20 protein-coding genes are annotated in these 22,307 nt (G+C 40.7%); 8 read left to right on the top strand and 12 right to left on the bottom strand.

Going from position 1 to position 22,307, the window contains the following annotated elements; genetic code table 11:
- Positions 1 to 20: 20 nt before the first annotated feature.
- Positions 21 to 1,793, top strand: coding sequence for an alpha-L-fucosidase (locus ACWIB3_RS01045; protein ID WP_454290667.1), 1,773 nt, complete (start codon positions 21 to 23; stop codon positions 1,791 to 1,793).
- A 735-nt stretch (positions 1,794 to 2,528) separates the two neighbouring features.
- Here the strand turns inward: ACWIB3_RS01045 and ACWIB3_RS01040 are convergent.
- Positions 2,529 to 4,304 (bottom strand): aminopeptidase P family protein, encoded by a 1,776-nt coding sequence (locus ACWIB3_RS01040; RefSeq protein WP_454290666.1) that lies wholly within the window; start codon positions 4,302 to 4,304, stop codon positions 2,529 to 2,531.
- Between the two features lie 128 nt (positions 4,305 to 4,432).
- Here ACWIB3_RS01040 and dacB point away from each other — a divergent pair, with 128 nt between their 5' ends.
- From dacB to ACWIB3_RS01010, 6 genes are all read left to right on the top strand, one after another.
- Entirely contained in the window at positions 4,433 to 5,872 is a 1,440-nt protein-coding gene (dacB, locus tag ACWIB3_RS01035; protein WP_454290665.1) for a D-alanyl-D-alanine carboxypeptidase/D-alanyl-D-alanine endopeptidase, read from the top strand.
- 49 nt (positions 5,873 to 5,921) lie between these two features.
- On the top strand, positions 5,922 to 8,207 hold the full coding sequence (locus tag ACWIB3_RS01030) for an NADP-dependent malic enzyme (protein ID WP_185211332.1): 2,286 nt from the start codon (positions 5,922 to 5,924) through the stop codon (positions 8,205 to 8,207).
- A 9-nt stretch (positions 8,208 to 8,216) separates the two neighbouring features.
- A complete protein-coding gene (gene ruvA, locus ACWIB3_RS01025; protein WP_185211333.1) occupies positions 8,217 to 8,801 on the top strand; it encodes a Holliday junction branch migration protein RuvA in 585 nt (194 codons plus the stop codon).
- A 754-nt stretch (positions 8,802 to 9,555) separates the two neighbouring features.
- The gene (locus ACWIB3_RS01020; protein WP_454290664.1) at positions 9,556 to 9,840 is read left to right on the top strand and encodes a hypothetical protein; all 285 of its coding nucleotides are present in this window, start codon (positions 9,556 to 9,558) and stop codon (positions 9,838 to 9,840) included.
- 203 nt (positions 9,841 to 10,043) lie between these two features.
- Positions 10,044 to 10,520, top strand: coding sequence for a GAF domain-containing protein (locus tag ACWIB3_RS01015; RefSeq protein ID WP_454290663.1), 477 nt, complete (start codon positions 10,044 to 10,046; stop codon positions 10,518 to 10,520).
- Between the two features lie 46 nt (positions 10,521 to 10,566).
- Positions 10,567 to 11,400, top strand: coding sequence for a hypothetical protein (locus tag ACWIB3_RS01010; protein ID WP_313261010.1), 834 nt, complete (start codon positions 10,567 to 10,569; stop codon positions 11,398 to 11,400).
- On the opposite strand, the gene ACWIB3_RS01005 is transcribed toward ACWIB3_RS01010, so the two are convergent.
- The 11 genes from ACWIB3_RS01005 to ACWIB3_RS00955 all read right to left on the bottom strand — a co-directional run bounded on the left by ACWIB3_RS01005 (position 11,372) and on the right by ACWIB3_RS00955 (position 20,972).
- Positions 11,372 to 12,289, bottom strand: a complete 918-nt coding sequence (locus tag ACWIB3_RS01005) for a WD40 repeat domain-containing protein (RefSeq protein ID WP_185211337.1) — start codon at positions 12,287 to 12,289, stop codon at positions 11,372 to 11,374. The genes ACWIB3_RS01010 and ACWIB3_RS01005 overlap by 29 nt on opposite strands.
- Positions 12,290 to 12,686: 397 nt before the next feature.
- Positions 12,687 to 13,274, bottom strand: coding sequence for a bifunctional phosphoribosyl-AMP cyclohydrolase/phosphoribosyl-ATP diphosphatase HisIE (gene hisIE / locus ACWIB3_RS01000; RefSeq protein ID WP_313261014.1), 588 nt, complete (start codon positions 13,272 to 13,274; stop codon positions 12,687 to 12,689).
- A 10-nt stretch (positions 13,275 to 13,284) separates the two neighbouring features.
- The gene (gene hisF, locus ACWIB3_RS00995) at positions 13,285 to 14,040 is read right to left on the bottom strand and encodes an imidazole glycerol phosphate synthase subunit HisF (protein ID WP_254526561.1); all 756 of its coding nucleotides are present in this window, start codon (positions 14,038 to 14,040) and stop codon (positions 13,285 to 13,287) included.
- Between the two features lies 1 nt (position 14,041).
- Positions 14,042 to 14,794 (bottom strand): 1-(5-phosphoribosyl)-5-[(5-phosphoribosylamino)methylideneamino]imidazole-4-carboxamide isomerase, encoded by a 753-nt coding sequence (locus ACWIB3_RS00990; RefSeq protein WP_185211341.1) that lies wholly within the window; start codon positions 14,792 to 14,794, stop codon positions 14,042 to 14,044.
- A 15-nt stretch (positions 14,795 to 14,809) separates the two neighbouring features.
- Entirely contained in the window at positions 14,810 to 15,400 is a 591-nt protein-coding gene (hisH, locus tag ACWIB3_RS00985; protein ID WP_254526562.1) for an imidazole glycerol phosphate synthase subunit HisH, read from the bottom strand.
- Positions 15,401 to 15,439: 39 nt separating this feature from the next.
- The gene (hisB, locus tag ACWIB3_RS00980; protein WP_254526563.1) at positions 15,440 to 16,579 is read right to left on the bottom strand and encodes a bifunctional histidinol-phosphatase/imidazoleglycerol-phosphate dehydratase HisB; all 1,140 of its coding nucleotides are present in this window, start codon (positions 16,577 to 16,579) and stop codon (positions 15,440 to 15,442) included.
- A 6-nt stretch (positions 16,580 to 16,585) separates the two neighbouring features.
- The gene (hisC, locus tag ACWIB3_RS00975) at positions 16,586 to 17,638 is read right to left on the bottom strand and encodes a histidinol-phosphate transaminase (protein WP_313261017.1); all 1,053 of its coding nucleotides are present in this window, start codon (positions 17,636 to 17,638) and stop codon (positions 16,586 to 16,588) included.
- Between the two features lie 55 nt (positions 17,639 to 17,693).
- Entirely contained in the window at positions 17,694 to 18,608 is a 915-nt protein-coding gene (locus ACWIB3_RS00970; RefSeq protein WP_185211345.1) for a ribonuclease Z, read from the bottom strand.
- Between the two features lies 1 nt (position 18,609).
- Complete coding sequence (locus ACWIB3_RS00965; protein ID WP_093100638.1) at positions 18,610 to 18,987, bottom strand: STAS domain-containing protein; 378 nt, start codon at positions 18,985 to 18,987, stop codon at positions 18,610 to 18,612.
- A 30-nt stretch (positions 18,988 to 19,017) separates the two neighbouring features.
- Entirely contained in the window at positions 19,018 to 19,968 is a 951-nt protein-coding gene (locus tag ACWIB3_RS00960; RefSeq protein ID WP_254526566.1) for a phosphoribosylaminoimidazolesuccinocarboxamide synthase, read from the bottom strand.
- Positions 19,969 to 20,000: 32 nt separating this feature from the next.
- Entirely contained in the window at positions 20,001 to 20,972 is a 972-nt protein-coding gene (locus ACWIB3_RS00955) for a PhoH family protein (RefSeq protein WP_185211347.1), read from the bottom strand.
- Between the two features lie 256 nt (positions 20,973 to 21,228).
- On the opposite strand from ACWIB3_RS00955, the gene ACWIB3_RS00950 reads away from it, so the two are divergent.
- Positions 21,229 to 22,017 (top strand): SAM hydrolase/SAM-dependent halogenase family protein, encoded by a 789-nt coding sequence (locus ACWIB3_RS00950; RefSeq protein WP_185211348.1) that lies wholly within the window; start codon positions 21,229 to 21,231, stop codon positions 22,015 to 22,017.
- Positions 22,018 to 22,307 lie beyond the last annotated feature (290 nt).

The raw sequence follows: 22,307 nt of genomic DNA, 5'->3' as shown, positions 1-22,307 counted from the left end.
CCAATTTTATTAAAACCAACATGGCATCATCATCAAAACATATCCTTCTGATCCTGTTATTGACATTGACTAGTCTCAATATCTTTTCCCAAACCAAGAAAGCCCAATGGTTGGAAGATGACCGTTTCGGCATGTTTATTCATTGGGGTCTCTACAGTGCAACCGAAGGGATTTGGAAGGGCGAAAGGTTAAGACATCCCAATAATTACGCGGAATGGATTCGTTACAGAAACCGTATCGGTGAAGCAGAATATGGTGAATTGGCAAAAAGGTTTGACTGGGATAAAATCAATCCAGAAGAATGGGTACTCCTAGCCAAAAAAGCCGGTATGAAGTATATTGTTATTACCTCAAAACATCATGATGGTGTGGCACTTTGGGATAGTAAAGTCAGTGATTATTCTCTGCCAAAACTTAGCGGAACCAATAGAGATGTCATAAAAGAAATTGCTGAAGCCTGTAAAAAACACAATATCAAACTATGTTTTTACTATTCCCACTGGATCGACTGGCAACATCCCTATGCTTGGAACCATAACCAAGAAGTCACAGGTCGAGTGACTGATGCTCAATACAATCAGTATTGGCAGGAAAAGGTAATCCCTCAAATCCGTGAATTGCTTACAAATTATGGCGATATCGCTATGATGTGGTTTGATATGTGGATTCCTTACCAACAGAGCATCATCAAAAAAGAACAGCTGGATCAACTGGCTAACCTCATCCATGAATTACAACCTAAGTGTTTAATCAATTCACGGCTGGGTTTCCCGATTGAAAATGAACATGTAGACTTTGAAACTTTAGGTGACAATCAATTCGGATCCGCATACACCGACCATATCTGGGAAACACCTGGAACCATCGCGCATTCATGGGGATTCAATGCCCTGGAAAATGAATGGAAGTCCAGCAATCAATTGTTCCAATCCTTAATCAACAATGTTAGCCTGAATGGCTCTTACACCCTGAATATCGGCCCCCGTGCCGATGGTTCTGTGCCATATGAAGGCGTTCAGCGATTAATGGACATGGGACAATGGCTCAATAAGTATGGACAAGCTGTTTATTATAACAATGGTCTGCCAATCCGATTCTCCCAACATGACTGGGGTAAAATGACCATCAACAACAAAACAAAAGAACTTTATTTACACGTCTATAATTGGCCTTTTGATAAAATCCTTCGTGTTACCGGTTTGCAGAGCAAACCAACCAAAATCGAGCTGTTAAAAGGAAATAAAACCCAAGCAGTAAAATTTGAACAGTTGGGCCCTATTATCCATATCCATGTACCTGAAGAACAACCTGACCCCTATGTATCGGTCCTAAAAGTAACTATGGACCAGCCTCAATTCAATACTGAAGTCGTTGCTGAATCTACCTTTGGCGGATTCTCATTAAATGCCAAGAACCATCTTTCAAAAGGACTGGAGTTCAAGGCCTTTGATGGTACTAAACCCGATCACCTTGTATTAAAGGCCAACCAAAAAGTGCAATGGAAGGTTTATCTTCCAGAAGCCGGTGAATACAGCATAGAAACCTCTTTACATAATGGTTCCGGCAAAACAACCCAACTCAGCATCAAGGATATCGAAAGCACCTTCACCGTATCTGCTGCTCCCAATGGAAAAGTAACGGTCGAACCTAATCAAAACTGGTATGTAGAAGAATTCTTGGATGTCCCGGTAGGAAAGATCAGCATCACAAAACCAATAGAACTAAATCTAGAATTCTCAGCATCAGACCCTATTCTTTTTAACAGAATATGGATTGAAAAAAAGAAAGAGTAAGGAAGATTGAGGGCTTGAACCAGGATGCCCTTCGACGCCGCTCAGGGTACCGGATGAGAGGAGGGACCAAGATCTGGGCAAGAACCAGGATTCATGGGATTGGAGGATGGACCAAGATTAACATGCCTGTTAACGACATTCTATCCATCTCTCCGCCACTGGAAATGAGCCGGTTGCAAAAGGACTTCCTGCGCACCAATGACAAGTGTGTTAGATCTGTGTTTCTAGGTGTTTAGAGCTATAATTATTTTCTAGAAAAATCTATTTTTGCGACATACTGCCTTGGAAGGGCAGAATTATTTTAGCAATGGTATCGAACAATATAGGGTTAATGCAAAAACGATGTTCGATTAATCGAACATCGTTTTTGCGCTATCTCCAGGCTAACCTGCCATGCTAGCTAAAATAATGGAACCCCGATGGAAAATATTTTTCTATTTATTTTTTCGCGGGGGACTTATGCGATACACCCCGAATTTTGTGAATATAATGTTGGAATACCAACAATAATCCTGTGCCGGGGCTCGACGCCGCTCGACCATCGGAATATTGATCTTGGTCCATCCTCTCATCCAGTACCCTGAGCTAAGTCGAAGGGAATCCTGATTCCTTCCCAGATCTTGGCCCATCCTCTCATCCCATCAATCTTGGTTCAAATTCATGCAGCAATTGCATAAAATTTTAATATCCCGCTTAGCTCTTATGTCTTGTGTCTATTGTCTTATGTCTAAAAAACTAAATCGCTTTTGTTTTCGCCTTCAACCAAGCTTTTTCAGCATCATCCAATTTAGGGGACAATTGTTCATAGACCCAGCCATTATATTGGTTCAACCAATCAATGTGCTTTTGGTCCAATAGGCTTTTATCAACCAACGCAGTATCGATATAACATACCGTTAAAGTCTCAAAATCCATAAAATCACCAAATTGATTACTCTCCACTTTCTTCGAAAGTACTAAGTTCTCAATACGGATTCCATAATGACCTTCTCGATATAAACCTGGTTCAATGGAAGTAATCATGCCTTCCTCAACCGGAATATCGATTGCCGCCATATTGAAAACCTGTGGCCCTTCATGAACGTTCAAGAAAAATCCTACCCCATGTCCAGTACCATGTCCGTAATTGCGCAAGGTTTCCCAGATAGGCCTTCTGGTAATGGCATCAATGGAATATCCTTTAGTTCCAACAGGAAATACAGCTTGAGAACCCTCAATAGTTCCTTTTAGAACAATGGTATAATCGGTTTTCTCCTGAGGTTGTATCTGTCCTAAAGAAATTACCCGGGTAATATCAGTCGTTCCGTCCAGGTATTGACCACCTGAATCCACTAGCAACAAACCTTCAGGTTTCAAAACCGAATTACTGGATTCTGTCGCTTTATAATGCGGCAAAGCACCATGGGCTTTATAACCTGCAATGGTATCAAATGAAATATCAACAAATCCTTCTGAAGCAGCACGTAGTCCTTGCAATTTTTCAGCAATAGAAATTTCTGAAAGTTCTCCCGATGCTACGTTTTCCTCAACCCATTTAAAAAATTTGGTCAATGCAACCCCATCCTTTATCATGGCATTTCGGGTATGATCTACCTCTACCTTGTTTTTAATAGCCTTCAATGTCGTTGAAGGATTCATATCTTCCAAAATTTCGATGTTTTCTGGAACAGAATCATAAATGGCAAAACAAGTACGCTTGGGGTCTAATAATATACGTTCGCCTTTCAACTGTTTTACAGTCTCAAATGCTTGCTGATAGTCAGCGACTTTTACTCCAGAATCCTTTAAAGAAGAAATATCAGCAGGAGATAATTTCCCCGAACCAATAAACAAGGTATTTTTATCCTCTTCAATCAGCAAGAAGGCCAATACAACCGGATTACAATGAACATCATTCCCACGGATATTAAGGATCCATGCCAAATCATCCAATGAAGAAACAAAATGAAGGTCGGCCCTTTTATCTTTAAGCTTTGTTTTTATGCTAGCAATTTTGTCTTTTGTAGATTGTCCAGTAGTACTTTCATCCAAAAGAAATGCTTTTTCAGTAGGCAGTTCAGGTCTACCATCCCAAATATGTTCCAAAAGATCTAGATGACCATTTACATGGATGCCCAAGGGATTCAATTCAGACGCTACGGCTTGTGCAACCGCAACAGAAGCTAAATTGCCATCGAAAGCTACAGTATCGCCTTTTTTCAATGTCTTGGAAAGCCAGGTTGCATATTCTGCTTTACCTTGAACCTGCAACTTCACTAATTCAAATCCGGTACCCGCCAATTGCTCATTTGCTTGAACAAAATAACGAGAATCTGTCCATAAACCCGCAAAATCTTGCGTGATGGCCAATGTCCCAGCGGAACCGGTGAAACCAGAGGTCCATGCTATGCATTTGTATCTTTCCGGAAGGTATTCGCTAATATGTGGATCGGAGGAGGGAATTATATAGGCATCTACACCCTTTTCTTTCATCTCTTTACGGATGGAAGCTAACTTATCGATGTATTTCATTATGTAATTTTTAATAATCCCCGCAAGTTATAAAAACTCTCACAATTAATACATTTACTTCATCATACATTTGAAATTTTACAATTTAAATGTACTACTTGTGCAGTAGATTACGATATTTGCTACCTATGAGAAGATTTTTTTCATTTTTTTATTTCCTTGCTGTTATTAGCGTCCTAAACACGCAAACAGTACAAGCCCAAGGAGTAAAGGCAAAAGTCCAAACGGCATTTGATGCTTTTAGCAAGAACCCGTCTCTAAAAAATGGCATGGCTTCCTTGACGGTCATAAACTCTAAAACTGGTGAAATTGTTTTCGACAGCAATAACCAGATCGGAATGCCTACCGCATCAACCTTGAAAGTGATCACTTCCATTACAGCTTTAGATCTGTTAGGGGCTGATTTCACCTATAATACTGAACTTTTCTACACCGGTCAGATTGACTCCTTAGGCACCTTAAATGGCAATATCATTATCGAAGGTAAGGGCGACCCTACCCTTGGCAGTGATAGATACCCAGACACTAAACCGGAAGTCCTATTGGCAAAATGGTCCGAAGCCATCAAGAACCTTGGCATCAAAAAAATCAATGGTAAAATCATTGCTGATGATATTTTCTTCAACGGCTACGATGTTCCGGGAACTTGGATGTGGACAGATATCGGAAATTATTATGGGGCAGGATTCTCTGCTTTAAATTGGAAAGAAAACAAACTGGGAATCAACTTTACACCGGGTGCACCTGGTAAACCAGCAACCTTACAGCCTGTACAGAAAGCTCCATTCTACCATTTAATCAATGAAGTAAAAACAGGAGCCAATGGTTCGGGGGATAATGTATATGCTTATTCAGCTCCATATTCTACACAAGTTTACCTAAGAGGTACCTATGGCGCCAATCTAAAAAAAACAATTGAAATCTCAGTACCTGATCCAGCATTGGACTTAGCATATTCGCTTTCTGATGCGCTTGGTAGAGATTCTATCTTTGTTACAGACTCCTTGAACAAGGTTACTACTGCAAAAAGATTAACAGATATGGATTCTTCAAGCATCTTGGATGCAAAAAGAAATTCAATCCTGCTGATCAAATCGCCTAGATTAGGTGAAATTGTGCATTGGTTCAACCAAAAAAGCATCAATCTATATGGAGAGTCGCTGTTAAAATTGATTGGTGTGGTTTCCGCAATGGAATACAACACAGAAAAATCGGCAACCTTAGTTTCCAAATATTGGCAGAATAAATTATCGATAGACCCAAGTGCCATCAATACCTTCGATGGTTCTGGCTTATCGCCTCAAAATAGAGTGACGACTTTGGCGATGAGCAAAATCATGCAATATGCTAAAGGGAGACCGTGGTATGATGAGTTTTTAAAATCTTTGCCAACAATTAACAATACTACCATGAAAAGTGGTACTATTGGCGGTGTATTAGGTTACACAGGATACCAAAAATCAAGCGATGGACAAGAATATACCTTCACATTGCTTGTCAACAACTACCAAGGCCCTGCTGGACAGATGCGCCAACGTATGTTTAAATTATTAGATGTATTAAAGTAGATTATTACTAGGTGATAATCATGAAATATTAGTATAAACCAAAATTGTAATGAGTAACATCAACAGAAAGAAAGACGCTTTAAACTACCATGCTATGGGGCGTCCGGGTAAAATAGCAGTGGTTCCTACAAAACCACACAGTTCACAAAGAGACTTATCTTTAGCCTATTCCCCAGGTGTAGCCGAGCCTTGTCTGGCAATTGCAGAAAACAGCGAAGACGCTTATAAATATACTGCCAAGGGTAACTTGGTAGCCGTAATCAGTAATGGTACTGCCGTATTAGGCCTTGGTGATATTGGTGCCCAAGCTGGTAAACCCGTTATGGAAGGTAAAGGATTACTTTTCAAGATCTTTGCCGATATCGATGTATTTGACATCGAGTTAGACACCAAAAACGTTGATGAATTTGTCAATATCGTTAAAGCTTTGGAACCTACCTTCGGTGGTGTGAACCTTGAAGATATCAAAGCGCCTGAGTGTTTTGAAATTGAACGCCGCTTAAAAGCAGAAATGAACATTCCAGTAATGCATGATGACCAACACGGTACCGCAATTATTTCTGGGGCTGCTCTGATCAATGCTTCTGAATTACAGGATAAAAATATCGCCGACCTAAAAATCGTGGTGAATGGCGCAGGTGCTGCAGCAATTTCCTGTACAGCAATGTACGTGGCTGTAGGCGCTAATAAAAATAACATCGTAATGTGCGATAGTAAAGGTGTTATCCGTAAGGACCGTGAGGTATTAGACCCTACTAAAGCTGAATGGGCAACTGACCGCGATATCCATACTTTAGCAGATGCTGTTAAGGATGCTGATGTTTTCATCGGTCTTTCTGCTGCCGATGTTTTGACGCCTGAAATGTTGAAAAGCATGGCTCCAAAACCAATCGTATTGGCGATGGCAAACCCTAACCCTGAAATCGCCTATGAGCTTGCTCTTGAAACTCGCGATGATATCATCATGGGTACAGGACGCTCTGACTTCCCTAACCAAGTAAACAACGTTCTTGGTTTCCCTTACATTTTCCGTGGTGCACTAGACGTAAGAGCTACGGCCATCAACGAAGCCATGAAAATTGCTGCTGTAAAGGCGATTGCTGAATTAGCAAAACAACCTGTTCCTGAAGAAGTGAACATTGCTTACAATGCCAACAACATCCGTTTCGGAATCGATTATGTGATCCCTAAACCGACAGATCCACGCTTGATTACGGAAGTTTCCGTAGCGGTTGCAAAAGCTGCTATTGAATCTGGTGTAGCGCGTAAGGTAATCGAAGATTGGGATGCATACCGTGATGAATTGCGCAAGAGATTGGGTAAAGATGAACGTTTGATCCGTACCATTACCGCCAAAGCAAAATCTAACCCTAAACGTGTTGTATTTGCTGAAGCTGATAATTATAAAACCCTTCGTGCTGCTCAGATTGTTAAAGAAGAGGGAATTGCTTTCCCAATCCTTTTGGGTAACCAAGAAAAAATCAACAATTTGATCCATGAATATGGTTTTGAACTGGATGGTGTTGAGATCATCGACCCTCAAGCTGAGATCAAATCCGAAAGATTTGAAAGATACGCAGAACACTTATACCAAAAAAGACAACGCAGAGGCGTTAATAAATTAGACTCTCGCAAGTTAATGACCAACCGTAACTACTTTGCAGCAAGTATGGTTGAATTTGGCGATGCAGATACCCTTATTTCTGGTTTGACACGCAATTATGCTTCAACAATCCGCCCTGCATTACAAGTAATCGGAGCAAAACCGGGAAGCAGAGTTGCTGGGATGTACATTATGTTGACAAGCCAAGGTCCATTATTCTTTGGTGATACCACTGTAAACTCAAACCCAAGCGCACGCGAACTTGCTGACATTGCTGTTTTATTGGATTCAGCAGTTAAAAGGTTCAACGTTAAACCTCGTTTAGCGATGTTGTCTTACTCTAACTTCGGTTCAAATATTGGTGATATTTCCGATAAAGTAAGGGAGGCTGTAAGCATCTTACATAAAGAACATCCTGAAATTGTTGCAGATGGTGAAATTCAAGCAAACTTTGCATTGAACAAAAACCTATTGGCAGATAACTTCCCTTTCTCGACTTTAAATGGTGAGCCAGCAAATACCTTGGTATTCCCGAACTTGGAATCTGGTAACATTGCTTATAAATTACTACAGGAAGTGGGAAATGCTGAAGCTGTCGGTCCAGTTCTATTAGGTATGAACAAACCTATCCACGTATTGCAATTGGATAGTTCGGTGCGGGAAATTGTGAACATGGTTACCATTGCAGTAGTGGATGCAATTGAACACGAAAAAGAATCAAAAAATCAGTAAGCATAGCTTATGTACGAATATTTTAAAGGTAAGTTAGTTTTTAAAGCTCCAACCCATGTCGTTTTGGAGGTGGGTGGAATTGGCTATTACTTGCACATTTCATTGACTACCTACAGCCAGATCAAAGATCAAGAAGAATGCAAACTTTTTGCTTCCTTTCAGGTTCGCGAAGACTCCCAAACGCTGTTTGGCTTCGCTACAGAAGCAGAAAGACATCTCTTTCACCATTTGATCTCTGTTTCAGGTATCGGTCCGAATACCGGTAGAATGATGCTTTCTTCGATTACTCCAGAAGAAATCCAACAGGCTATCGTCAATGGGCAGGTCAATGTCATCCAGAAAATAAAAGGGATTGGTCCAAAAACAGCGCAACGCGTGATTCTTGAACTTCAAGATAAACTTAAAAAGCAAGGCCCAGATGCATTGATTCCATTGATCGTCAGCAAACCTTCTTCAGCTGAAGAAGCATTGACGGCATTGGTCATGTTAGGTTTCCCAAAAGCTCAAGCGGAAAAAGCCCTTCAGGCCATTTATACCGCCGAGCCAGATCTTTCTGTAGAACAATTGATCAAAGCAGCCTTAAAACGCCTGTAAGAGTTATTTATCTTTATAAAAACATGATTAAGAGGTTATCTGATAAAGATAACCTCTTTTTTGTTGATTGTTGATTTAGAATTTCATGCCTTTTGGATTAAGGAACATGAAAATAAATTGGCTCATATATTTTTTAAATTAAGAACCACTATGGGGTTCCATTATTTTAGCTAACATGGCACGTTAGCCTGGAATTAGCGAAAAACTGATGTTCGATTAATCGAACATCAGTTTTTCGCTACTCCTTTTTGGTTGAATACCTTTTCCAAAATAATTCTCCTCTACTAGGGCAGAATGTTGTAAAATAGATAATCCTCTGGAAAATAAAAATGGGCCTGAATAGACAGAAACACAGTTCATACAAAACTTGTCTTTGGTACAAAGGAAGGATCTCGGTAATATCCAAAATCTATTTTGAAATCATGTAGGATTGTATTGCCGTTCAGATTCCTCACTGATTGTTCAGAATCAAAAAAATCTCTAAAGAGGGATTCAGAGTGAAGCGAAGAATCTATTGTTGTTTTTTTATGAGGATGTTGGTCATTGCGAATCGTAAGATGAGCAAACTGTTTTTTATTGTTTAAACCCATAAAGAGGAACTATTGAAAATGATTTCACCCACGCTTTGGGTTTGCCATTTCAAACATCCAATTTCTATAAAAATGTCACCCCCTCTAGGGGTTCTCGCCATTAACAAACATTATCCTTCCGAAGGAAGCACTTTAGCATCTGGCTCATTTCCAATGGCGGAAAAATGGAAAGAATGCCGATGACCTGTGCGATGGGATTGGCCTTGGAATGCTTTCTCAAGATCATCCCATCAAAAGGGATGATCTTGAGAAAGATATTCCCGACAACAAGGCATTCTTTTCATGTGCGGATGACCGTGCGAAAAGCCATCTTAAATGAGCCGAAGCGTTTTGGTTACTTTTGCGCCTCAAAAGTAACGAAAAGAATTGGTGTCCCTGAGCTCCTTCGTCGGTTTGGTTACTTTTGGACTTCAAAAGTAACAAAGAAAATCATTTCAATTAAAGAATGAATATTCCCGAGAAATCTTTCGGGAAACCTTCAGGCTGACTCCGATGATAAATATTGAATGAGCGTACCTAATTCTCCAAAATAAAAGAAATGATCTTGGACCATCCTCTCATGCCGTACCCCGAGCGGCGTCAAAGGGCATCCTGGTTCAACCCATATCACCTAACAATTCCGTATATTTGCATCACAAAAAGTATCCAAACCATGGCAGAAGATTTACATATAGCTCGCGGAAGTAAAGAACACCAATATCAATCCTTGATCCCACAGATCAAAGGGCTTCTACAGGGAGAAACCAATTTTATTGCTAATCTGGCAAATATCTGCGCAGCTTTAAAGGAGCAGTTCAATTTCTTTTGGGTAGGGTTCTACCTTGTTGAAGGAAACGAATTGGTACTGGGACCATTCCAAGGACCAGTAGCCTGCACAAGAATCGCTTATAACAGAGGTGTTTGTGGGACTGCTTGGGCAAAAGAAGAAACCGTCATAGTTCCCAACGTCGATGAATTCCCTGGACATATCGCCTGCTCATCTTTATCGAAATCTGAAATAGTTGTTCCTCTCTTTCAAAACAAAAAATGTATTGCCATACTAGATGTCGACAGCAAAGAATTAAATTCGTTTGACTTAATCGACAAGCAGTATCTAAATACCATCTTAGAACTTCTTAATCCTCAGTAAAAATCATTATATTTGTCCTGCCAAACACATTAACTATTAACCAAGCATGGCAGCACCAAAGACATTATCATTTTTGAATTTAGTGATGGTAGCCCTCAATTTTCTATGGATCGCATGCCTAGAGAATGGTTTCCTATTCAGCTTTTCATTCACTGATACGATTGCCTTTTATCCATCTTACCTGACACCAGCAAAGTTCAGCTATAAAATATGGACATTTATCGCTTTTAATATGGTTTTGGCTGCTTACATGATGTATGTAGGGACGCAAAAAAACAGCTTAAATGAAAATGTAGTCCGGAAAGTAGAAAAAATCGACTACCTGTTGATCTTGAACCAGATGGCCCTCGGTTTGAGCATGACCTTGAAACACAATGATTATTTTTATTGGTCCTTAATGTATTCCATAATCTGTCTCGTTTCGGTTATGGTAATCAACAAGCGGATCCAAATCAAAAAGCTGACCACCAATTCCTTTACCCGATATTTTATCCGTTTAGGATTTGGCGTGTATACCGGCTGGTTAATGTTCGTGATAGGCTTTAATTTTGCAGTAATCCTTTCAAAACTGAGCCTTTCCTTAGGGGATGCTTTTTACTTCTATCTGAACCTGGGCGCACTGGCAATCACATGTGCCTGCATGTTAGCATACTCTTACTACAATTATTTGCCTTCAGTCTCAGCCGTATTGGCTTGGGGAAGCTACGGGGCATATGTAGAAAACAAACAGGACCCTCTTCCTACCCAATATGACATCTTACCATTCTTGATCATCTCTATGATTTTAGGGTTAATCTTTACTGCATTCAACTATTACAGGTGTACGGTCAGAAGAAAATCGCTTGCCGTCGCTATTCAGGAACCACCTTCCATAACTTAATGGTCTTGTCATCACTTACGGTAAAGATCCGGTCTTGATCCCAGAGCATGTTATTGATAGATAGATAATGGCTATCATAGCCACGGTCTCTAGAAATATTCTTGATCAAAGCTAGATCTTCCAGCCGCCAAACTTTTAAGGTCTTATCTCTACTAACCGTTGCAATTAGATTCTCCTCTATATTTATGCTGATACCATAAACCGTGAACATATGTGGAACGATATCTTGAATCGTATCCAGGTTGGCATCCAATTTATATAACTTCGCATCCCTCCCCCCAGAAAGCAAATTCCCAGCTGGGTCAAATTGTAAACTGGTTACCGGTAACTCATGTACTTTCCTTTTCTTGAATTCCTGAAAATCATGGGCATGGTATAAATGGATTTCACCATTCTTATCACCAAACGCAACAGTCGAATTATTTTTATCCACTTCAATTACCCTAACGGTAGTATTGGAAACCTTAAACCTATAAAGCAGCTCAAAATTCTCCAAACTCCAAACATAAGCATAGCCTTCCTCACCGATCGCAATCATTTCCTGTTTACCGGGAATGGTTTTTATCGAAAATACAGCGCCCTGTTCCACCTTAAGATTTGCCTTTAAACTTTGGTTCTGTGTATCTACCACCAATACCTGACCGGATCTCATTCCAATCGCCAGCAAGGAAGTTCCGGGTATGGACAAAAGTGCATATACGGAGCTTCCAACCTTGCAAAGGATCCTTTTAAAGCTATTGCTCTCTAAATCCCATTCTACCACCCCTTTATCGTTGCCACCTGTAAATAGTGCATTCGGATCAACACTTGAAATGGCCAAGGCAAATACAGGGTTTTGATGACCAGACAAGGTCCCATTCAGGTTGATATTAAACTTTTCTAGATTCATGTTATGCAAATATACCCTTGATCGCACAGAAATAAAAGAAACCCGACCAGCTATCCCAAATGCTGACATAAGTCTTACGTTCAAGAGGAGATTTGAACCAGGATGGAAGGGATGGGAGGATAAACCAAGATCTGGGTGGAACCAGGATGGAGGGGATAGGAGGATGGACCAAGATTATTATCCCGTTAGAAAGCTGTCACCCTTTCCAGGGGTTCCCAATATATACAAACAACCATCCTTCTGCAGGAAGTCCTTTAGCAACCGGCTCATTTCCTTGGCGGAAAAATGGAAAGAATGCCGTTGACCTGCGCGATGGGATTGGGATTCACCCCCTCTCTCCACACAAAAAATCCCCAGCCAAAGGCTGAGGATCCCTCAAATAAAAATATCTTAACTCCTATTGATGTCTTCCTTCCAAATTCTTGGCAATGGTTTCTAGGCTCAGGCCTTTCTCCTTTAACAGAACAATAAGATGGAACATCAGATCAGAAGTCTCATTGATAAAATCCTTTTCTGTTTCCGTAAGGGCTGCAATAACCGTTTCAACGGCTTCCTCGCCCACCTTTTGAGCAATCTTATTGATACCTCTTGAACGCAGGCGGTTCACATAGGATTCATCACTAGGAAAATCAATTCGATGCTGAACAATGCGCTCCAACTGCAATAGAAAGTTCTGATTAAATTCCGTATTAAAGCAACTTCGGCTTCCTGTATGACAGGTAGGACCAACAGGGTCAGCTTTAATTAAAATGGTATCTTGGTCACAATCGACATGAGTACTAACAACATGAAGAAAGTTTCCGCTTTCTTCACCTTTTGTCCATAGTCTATTTTTGCTCCTTGAAAAGAAAGTAACTTTTTTCTCTTCTTGGGTTTTGTTCCAAGCCTCTTCGTTCATATAGCCAAGCATCAGAACTTCTAAAGTCTGATTGTCTTGGATAATTACTGGAACAAGTCCGTCACCTTTGTTAAAATCAATACTCATGTTTTATGTATTATCGCCTAACGGAAATTCCATTGGCGTGCAATGTTTCTTTTAATTCAGGGATTAAAATCTCCCCATAGTGGAATACAGAAGCTGCAAGAGCGGCATCTACATTGGACTGTTGGAAAACATCCACAAAATGCTGCTGATTCCCTGCTCCACCGGATGCTATCAAGGGAATATGGATGGAATCATTGATCTTTTTCAGCAATCCATTATCAAATCCATTCTTGGTTCCATCATGATCCATGGAAGTCAACAGGATTTCTCCGGCACCTCTATTTTCTGCTTCCTTGATCCAATCTTCCGTTTCAATATCGGTAAGGTCTCGACCACCACGCAGGTGAACAAAATTCTTTCCGTTTACCAATCGGGTATCAACCGCTAAAACCACGAATTGAACACCAAAAGCTTTCGCAAACTGATCTAAGAGTTCAGGATTACGGACCGCAGCTGAATTGATAGAGATTTTATCTGCACCAGCATTCAACAAGATATCCGCATCTGAAAGTTCATTGATCCCACCTCCGATGGTAAATGGAATATTGATCTGACTGGCTACAGCCTTTACCAAATCCACCGTAGTTTTTCGGCGTTCATGGGTAGCTGTGATATCCAGGAATACCAGTTCATCTGCTCCTTGCTGCGAATATTGCCAAGCTAATTCAACGGGATCCCCAGCATCTCTAAGGTCAACAAAATTAACCCCTTTTACCGTCCTGCCATCCTTAACATCCAAACAAGGAATAATGCGCTTTGCTAGCATTTTAAAGACTGATTAATGCTTTTAAGTTCCAAGCTTTGATCTCTTCAATGCTGATCCTATTTTCATAGATTGCCTTTCCAACAACCACAGATTCCATTTTACCTAAATTGTTCAGTTCTTCAATATCAGCCATGGAACTGATACCGCCTGAACCGATCAATTTGATAATTGGCGAATGATCCAATAATTTCTTGTATAATTCAACGCCTGCGCCACCTAATTTTCCATCTTTACTGATGTCGGTACACAAGAATCGATAAAAACCTAATGCCAAGCATTTATCAATGTATTCGATTAATTTGATCGGAGAACTCTCCAACCAACCGGAATATTTGATGACTTCATCCAATACATCGATCGCAATCACAATGTGATCTGCATATTTTGTTCTACCTTCATTTAGCTTGCTCAATTCCTCTAAAAAGGTAGGGTTTGTAATAGCTTGTGTGCCTACGATAACGCGATATACACCTGCATCAACCAATTCCTTTACTTTTTCAATGCTACGGACACCACCACCATATTGGACCTTCATTTCGGTTCTCCGAATGATATCAAACAGGTATTCCTGATTGCTAAAATCTCCCTTTGCACCATTGAGATCAATGATATGAACGATTTCAGTACCATTAGCATGGTATTTCTCTATCTGTTCTTCCAAAGTAATGGAGTAAGTCGTAACATCTTCATAGTTACCCTCTCTCAAACGGACAACCTGTTTGTCCAATACATCAATTGCAGGTATAATATACATAGTCTAAAAATTCAATTATAATTCATTAAAATTCAGCAATAACTGCTCCCCAACTTTTCCTGATTTCTCCGGATGAAATTGTACTGCCCAGAAATTATCCTTTGCTATTGCTGCCGAAAATGGCAATCCGTACTCACAAGTAGCTATGCCGTAGGTTAATTCATGTTCAATGTAATAAGAATGAACGAAATAAAAATAGGAATTATTAGGAATTTCCTTAAAAAGTGGACAGTTCTCTTCAAAATTAATACTGTTCCAACCCATATGAGGTACCTTCTCTTTAACCCTATTCTCAAAGTGTAACGTCTTCAGGGGAATGATCCCTAAAAGGTCTGCTTGCCCTTCCTCTGAATAATCCGTCATCAGCTGCATTCCCACACAGATCCCCAACACCGGCTTTTTTAAGGTCTTGATGGTATCGGACAGCCCAGATTCCAGCAGTTTTTGCATGGCCGCCCCAGCATGTCCTACACCTGGAATAATAATCCTTTCATACTGCTCAAAATCCTCAGGATGGTTAATCATCCCATAAGAAATGTTCAGTCGTTTTAAGGCTGCAGTGATGGAAAATATATTCCCAGCTCCATAGTTTACTATCCCAATCATAATTCCTTTATATATAACCCCTTAAATCCCATTTCGTTTTTAAAGAAGACCTTTTGTACTTGGAAGTTGCATATTATCAACATCTCTTCGTACCGCTTTTTTAATGGTTTTCGCAAAAGCCTTGAAGATGGCCTCTATTTTATGGTGCTCATTGTCGCCAGTCGCCTGAATGTTCAGATTCGATTTTGACGCATCTGAAAAGGACTTGAAGAAATGGAAAAACATCTCGGTTGGCATATCTCCAATTTTCTCGCGTTTGAATTCTGCATCCCAAACAATCCAATTCCTACCTCCAAAATCGATAGCTACTTGTGCTAAGCAATCATCCATTGGAAGAGTATAGGCATAACGTTCAATTCCGCGCTTATTCCCCAACACGTCCAAAAAGATTTCACCCAAGGCAATTCCTGTATCTTCGATGGTATGGTGCTCATCGATATGTAAATCACCTTTAGCTTTGATCGTTAGATCCAATGCACCATGACGCGCTAATTGATCCAACATATGATCGAAAAATGGAAGGCCCGTTTCAATATCGGATTTCCCACTTCCGTCCAAGTTCAATTTAATATAGATATCCGTTTCATTGGTCTTACGATGGTGCTCACCGGTACGGCTTCCCAATTTCAAGAACTCATAGATAGCTTTCCATTCGCTGGTTTCCAATGCAATGCAATCCTCCGAAATGGCAACATTCTCATGCATGCCCAATTCGTCGTTATTCCTTAACCAAATAGCCTTAGCGGCAAGGTTTTGAGCTAATTTCACATCATTGACGCGGTCTCCGATGACGAAAGAATTCGCCAAGTCGTATTTCGCTTCGTCAAAATATTCCTTTAACATTCCAATTCCTGGCTTACGGGTCTCCGCATTCTCATGTGGAAATGTTTTGTCAATATGTTCTTTAACAAAAGTCACTCCTTCACCTGAAAAGGTATCCACAACAAATTGATGGACCGGCCAAAAGTTCTCTTCAGGGTGCGAGGAAGTTCCCAAACCATCCTGATTACTTACCAACACCAACTCAAAATCAAGTTCTTTTGCAATTTTAGGCAAGTACTGCAAAGCCCCTGGATAAAACTTTAACTTTGCAAAGGAATCAATCTGCTCATCCTCAGGCTCTAAAATTAAAGTTCCATCTCTATCGATAAACAGTATTCTTTTTAATTGATCTGCCATGCTTACTTATTTATAAAATTGTTGGATCTCTTCTAATAATTTTTCGTTTTCAAGCTTTGTTCCTATGGTAATGCGCAGACAACCTTCACATAAGGCTACTTTGGATCGGTCGCGAACGATAATGCCACGTCCCACCAAGTGCCCATATAATTCTTTTGGTCGCTCCAGCTTTACCAAGATAAAGTTGGCATCTGAAGGTGTAATATGCTCAACCTGTTGAAAAGCCTCCAATTTCTTGGACAGTTCTTCCCTTTCGGCAACAGTCGTCTTAATCCATTCGTTGACTACCTCAACATTCTCTAAAGCTTCCAATACTAAGTCTTGAGTAGCTTGGTTGATATTGTAAGGTGGTTTGATCTTGTTGAAAACCTCAATGATTTCCTTACTTGCAAATGCTAATCCTAAGCGTAAAGCGGCCAAGCCCCAGGCCTTTGAAAGGGTCTGCAGGATGACCAGATTAGGAAACTCAGGCAAAGAATGGGTAAAGGACTTCTGCTTTGAATAATTGATATAGGCCTCGTCCACGACTACTAAACCAGAGAAGTTCACTAAAAGTGTTTCTATATCCAATGGATCGATGCTGTTTCCGGTAGGATTGTTTGGCGAGCACACAAAGATCATCTTGGTATGCATATCGATTGCTTCAGCAATCCCGTCAAGGTCAAGCTGAAAATCCTTGGTCAAATTGACTTTCCGTGTTTCAACATCATTGATATTGGCGGAAACCTCATACATCCCATAGGTTGGAGGGACCAAGATCACATTATCTATTTTAGGGGTACAGAATGCTCGGTATAAAATATCAATGGCCTCATCAGAACCGTTGCCCAAGAAAATATTTTCCGCAGGCACACCCTTGATCTTGGATAGCTTACCCTTAAGTTGATGTTGAAGGGGATCCGGATAACGGTTGTAATCATGTGGAAGTGGAGAGCCAAAAGAGTTCTCATTGGCATCTAAAAAAACAGATGCTTCTCCCTTAAATTCATCTCGCGCCGAAGAATAGGGCACTAGGTTCTTGATGTTATCTCGAAGAAGTGCGGTTAAGTTGAATGACATTGTAGTAGTCTAATTTTTTTCGAGCTGTAAATATGGCCAAAAATAAACAAAATCACTAAACTAAAAACCATTTCCCTTCCACTGACAGTTCGGTATTTGGAAAAACCTGCTGCGCTTCCTCCAATAATGGCTGCAAAGTCCTGTATCTCGCTGAATAATGGCCAAGTAAAAGCTTCTTTACATGTGCTTCCTTTGCAATTTCTGCTGCTTCCAAGGAAGTAGTATGGAAGGTCTCTTTGGCACGGTCTACCATTTCATGCAAAAAGGTGCTCTCATGGTACAATAGATCAGCTCCTTCTATTGAACGCAGGTAAATCGGATGCCTTACGGTATCCGAGCAATAGGCATAGCTCCTAGATTCTGGAGGCGGCAAGGTCAATTCACTTGCGGCATAGACCTTTCCCTGTGGATCGACATAATCGATCCCTTTTTTCAGCGCTGCAAAATATACTTTGGGTATCTTTAACTCCTCCACTTTATCCGCCCGTAAGGCTGCTGCCCGTTTGCCTTCATCAAATCGAAATCCCGTGCAGGATATTCGGTGGATCAATGGAAAGGACCTGACCGTCAACATCCTCGACTCAAATATTACCTCCTCTTGATCCGGATTGGTCTGATGGAAGATGATATTATAACGGATTACCGTTTCAGAATATTTAAAATGTAACTCTAGGATTTCCTGCAACGGGGCAGGACCGTAGATATGGAGATCAGCCTTCCTACCAACCAGGTGCATGGACGATACCAGGCCAACAAGACCTAGGTAATGATCACCATGCAGATGGCTAATAAAGATGTGATCGATGCGATTGCTCTTGATCCCATACTTGGAGAGTTGCATCTGGGTGCCCTCTCCACAGTCAATCAAGAACAATTGCTCATTATAATTTACTACTTGAGATGTAGGATGACGCTCGAACATGGGTGTCGCCGAACTGTTTCCTAATATTAATACCTCAAATCGTAACATATTACTCTTGCTCTTCTTTTAAATCTAATCGGATTTCATTCCCAAAGATCAGGTCCTTGGCTTTCTCAATGTTCTTGGTAATGATCAGATATTTATCCAATCCCAAAGATTTGATGTAAGTCAAGATCTCCTCATTTAGATTTGTCAAGATAAATAGCCCCCCTAGTGATTTACATAGACGACGAGCCAATAGACCTGTGCGAATCCCTGTCTCATCAGTGGATTTCACATTGTTCATGTCCAATACAATATTGCGTTGCCCACCTGTATTGCGCAACATAAACTCGCCTTTTAAACTTGCGGCAGTTTCTCCGTCCAACCTCTCTTGAAGAGGCTCTATTACAACATATCGATCGTATTTGTCTACCGTAAATTTCATCTGTCTATAAATAATTAGTTGTGTTTATCCTTAAATCAGTTCTTCCAAGGCTTTCGCTACATTCTTTTCTACCCGCTCCAGGACATGGCCTTCTTCCGGATAATGAAACTTCTCCCCTGTAATGTGTTCGTAAAGCTCAATATAGCGCTCAGAAATGGATTTAACAATTTCTTCGGTCATTTCAGGTACTTTTTGTCCTTCTTTTCCTTGGAATCCATTTTCGATCAACCATTGCCTCACAAATTCTTTCGAGAGCTGTTTCTGCGGTTCCGCCTTTTCCTGACGCTCCTCATAGCCTTCTGCATAAAAATAACGGGAAGAATCGGGAGTATGGATTTCGTCGATCAAATAGATCTGTCCATCTTTCTTCCCAAACTCATATTTGGTATCCACCAAGATCAAGCCTCGTTCGGCAGCAATCTCAGTTCCCCGCTGATATAAAGCATGGGCATACTTCTCCAATTGCGAATAATCCTCTTCTGATACAATGCCTCTAGCAATAATATCCGCTCTGGAAATATCCTCATCATGGCCCACATCTGCTTTTGTCGATGGGGTAATGATTGGAGTAGGTAATTTATCGTTCTCTTTTAATCCTTCAGGAAGCTCAACCCCACACAGCACCCTTCCACCATCGCGGTAGGTTCTCCAAAGATGTCCTGAAACATATCCACGGATCACCATTTCAACCTTGAAAGGTTCACATTTCTTTCCTATTGTAACATTTGGGTCTGGAACGGATGCCACCCAATTTGGAAGGATATCAGCTGTGGCAGACAGAAATTTGGATGCAATTTGGTTCAAAACCTGACCTTTAAAAGGAATAGGCTTTGGCAATACCACATCAAAAGCAGAAATTCGGTCTGAAGCCACCATCACCAGGTAGTCCGACCCGATGCTGTACACATCTCTTACTTTTCCTCTATAAAATGCTGTCTGTCCCTTGAAGTTAAAATTTGTTTCTTTTATTGTATTATTCATTGTGTGTGCGTCTGAAACGCGTTAATTTAATCTTAAATGTCACCGTAAGCTTCCAAGATACGTTTCACCAATTTATGGCGAACGACATCCGAACCGCTCAGGTAAATCATATCTATCCCTTCGATCCCATCCAAAATCTTCACGGCATTGACTAATCCCGATTGCGTTTTTTTAGGTAAATCCACCTGAGTCATGTCCCCTGTCACGATAAATTTGGCAGTTGGCCCCATCCGCGTCAAGAACATCTTGAGCTGCATATCTGTGGCATTCTGTGCCTCATCTAGGATAACAAAGCAATTGTCCAAGGTCCTTCCGCGCATAAATGCCAATGGAGCTACTTCAATGGTTCTGTTCTCCAGATATCCTTTCAATTTTTCCGCTGGAATCATATCATCCAATGCATCATAAAGCGGACGTAGATATGGATCAACCTTCTCTTTTAGATCGCCTGGCAAGAAACCTAGGTTTTCACCCGCTTCCACCGCTGGCCTGGTCAGGATAATACGTTTGATTTCTTTATTCCTTAAAGCTCGTACCGCAAGGGCAACTGCTGTATAGGTTTTTCCGGTACCTGCTGGACCAATGGCAAAAAGAATGTCATTCTTATTGATACTGTCCACCATACGCCTTTGATTAGGCGTCCGAGCACGTACTACGATACCATTGGGACCATATACGATAGGCTCACCTTTAAATGCGGCAACCTTTTGCTCGCCATCTTCCTTCTCTGCAATAACTGGCTTTACATTCGACACCGAACCCAACAAACTTTCCAATTCCAACAAGGAAAGAGTCTGAAATTGGTTGATATGAGCTAGAATATCATCAAATACCTGTTGAAACCTTGTCCGCTCCCCTTCTTCACCTAAAACCTTCAAGGTACTCCCTCTTGCTACCAGACGTAACTTCGGAAAAGCTTTCTTTATAAACTCAAAATTTTCATTCTGAGCCCCCCATAATGTCACCAAATTGACGACATCTAAATTGATTTCTAATTCGCTCAAATTGTTTCCTAATTAATTTCCTGAATATTTCACGTCCTGTCCGATTGGCGTGCAAATAAAGATATCAAAAAAACGAAAATATTATGCGCTTTTCACACTTTCTTGAATCAAAAATACAAACTAATTGAGCAGAATTAAAAGCAATTGCAAGTATTAATTCATAATAGATTTAGCAATCTATTTACTTTTTCTATTTTTGTAATTCGCTTAACAAAATATCAATATAATTTTTTTAGCTTCAGGCTTGCTGAACACTATGGGAGTAATTACGTTAACCACCGATTTAGGTCATCGCGATTTTTATCAAGCTGCACTCAAAGGCAGTATCATTTCGCAGTTGCCGAATGTTAGGCTCGTTGACATTTCTCACGATATCCCTTCTTTCAGTATTCAACATGCGGCATTCGTTATCAACAACGCTTATCCGTACTTCCCAAAGAATACCGTACACTTAATCGGTATCGACACCGTCTTCCAAGAAGACTCGCGTTACCTCGCCATGGCCTACAAAGGTCAGTTCTTTGTCGGTGCAGACAACGGTATCTTCAGTATCATCATCGGTGAAGACAAACCAACTGAAATGGTCGAGATCAATATCATGCAGGATCTACGCTATCTGCATTTCCCGCTTGCTGATATCCTGACCAAAGCTGCCTGTCACATCGCAGATGGCGGTAAACTCCAAGATATTGGCCTCCCTATCGACAATGCGGTACAGAAAGTCACATTTCAACCCATCTACAACCAGAACAGCATCAAGGGCCATGTCACTTTCATCGACTCCTTTGGTAATGTCATCAGCAATATCAGCAAGGACCTCTTCAACCAAGTCCAACAGGGCCGAGATTTTATCCTACGCTTCAAGCGAAACGAAACGATCAGCAACCTGTCTTGGCACTACAATGAGGTTGCCGAAGGCGAGAAGCTATGCTTATTCGGAATCAGCAACTTCTTGGAAATAGCCATCAACAAAGGCCATGCAAGCCAGTTGTTAGGACTATACCAAGATGAAACCATACTTGTTGAGTTCCTGGAAAAGAAATAAACCCTCAAATGGAGTCTGGTCGACAAAATGTTCCACGTTTTTTTCTGTTCGCAATCGACTAACCGATAAATTGTTAAGTGTTAATTTCACATGTAAGAAATACTGAAATTTATCCATATCTCATTCGGGACTCATTCGAGACACATTCCGAATTTTCCGAACGCAAACCGGGTTTTCTCGAATATGCCTCGAATAAGGTCTAAATAAAACTCGAATAAATAGCCCCTTCGAAAGCACAAAAAACAAAGGGTAGCAAATCACTTTGCCACCCTTCCCATGTTATGGTTATT

The sequence above is a fragment of the Sphingobacterium sp. NPDC055431 genome (assembly GCF_053644255.1).
This window is presented reverse-complemented; position numbering and strand designations above follow the sequence as displayed.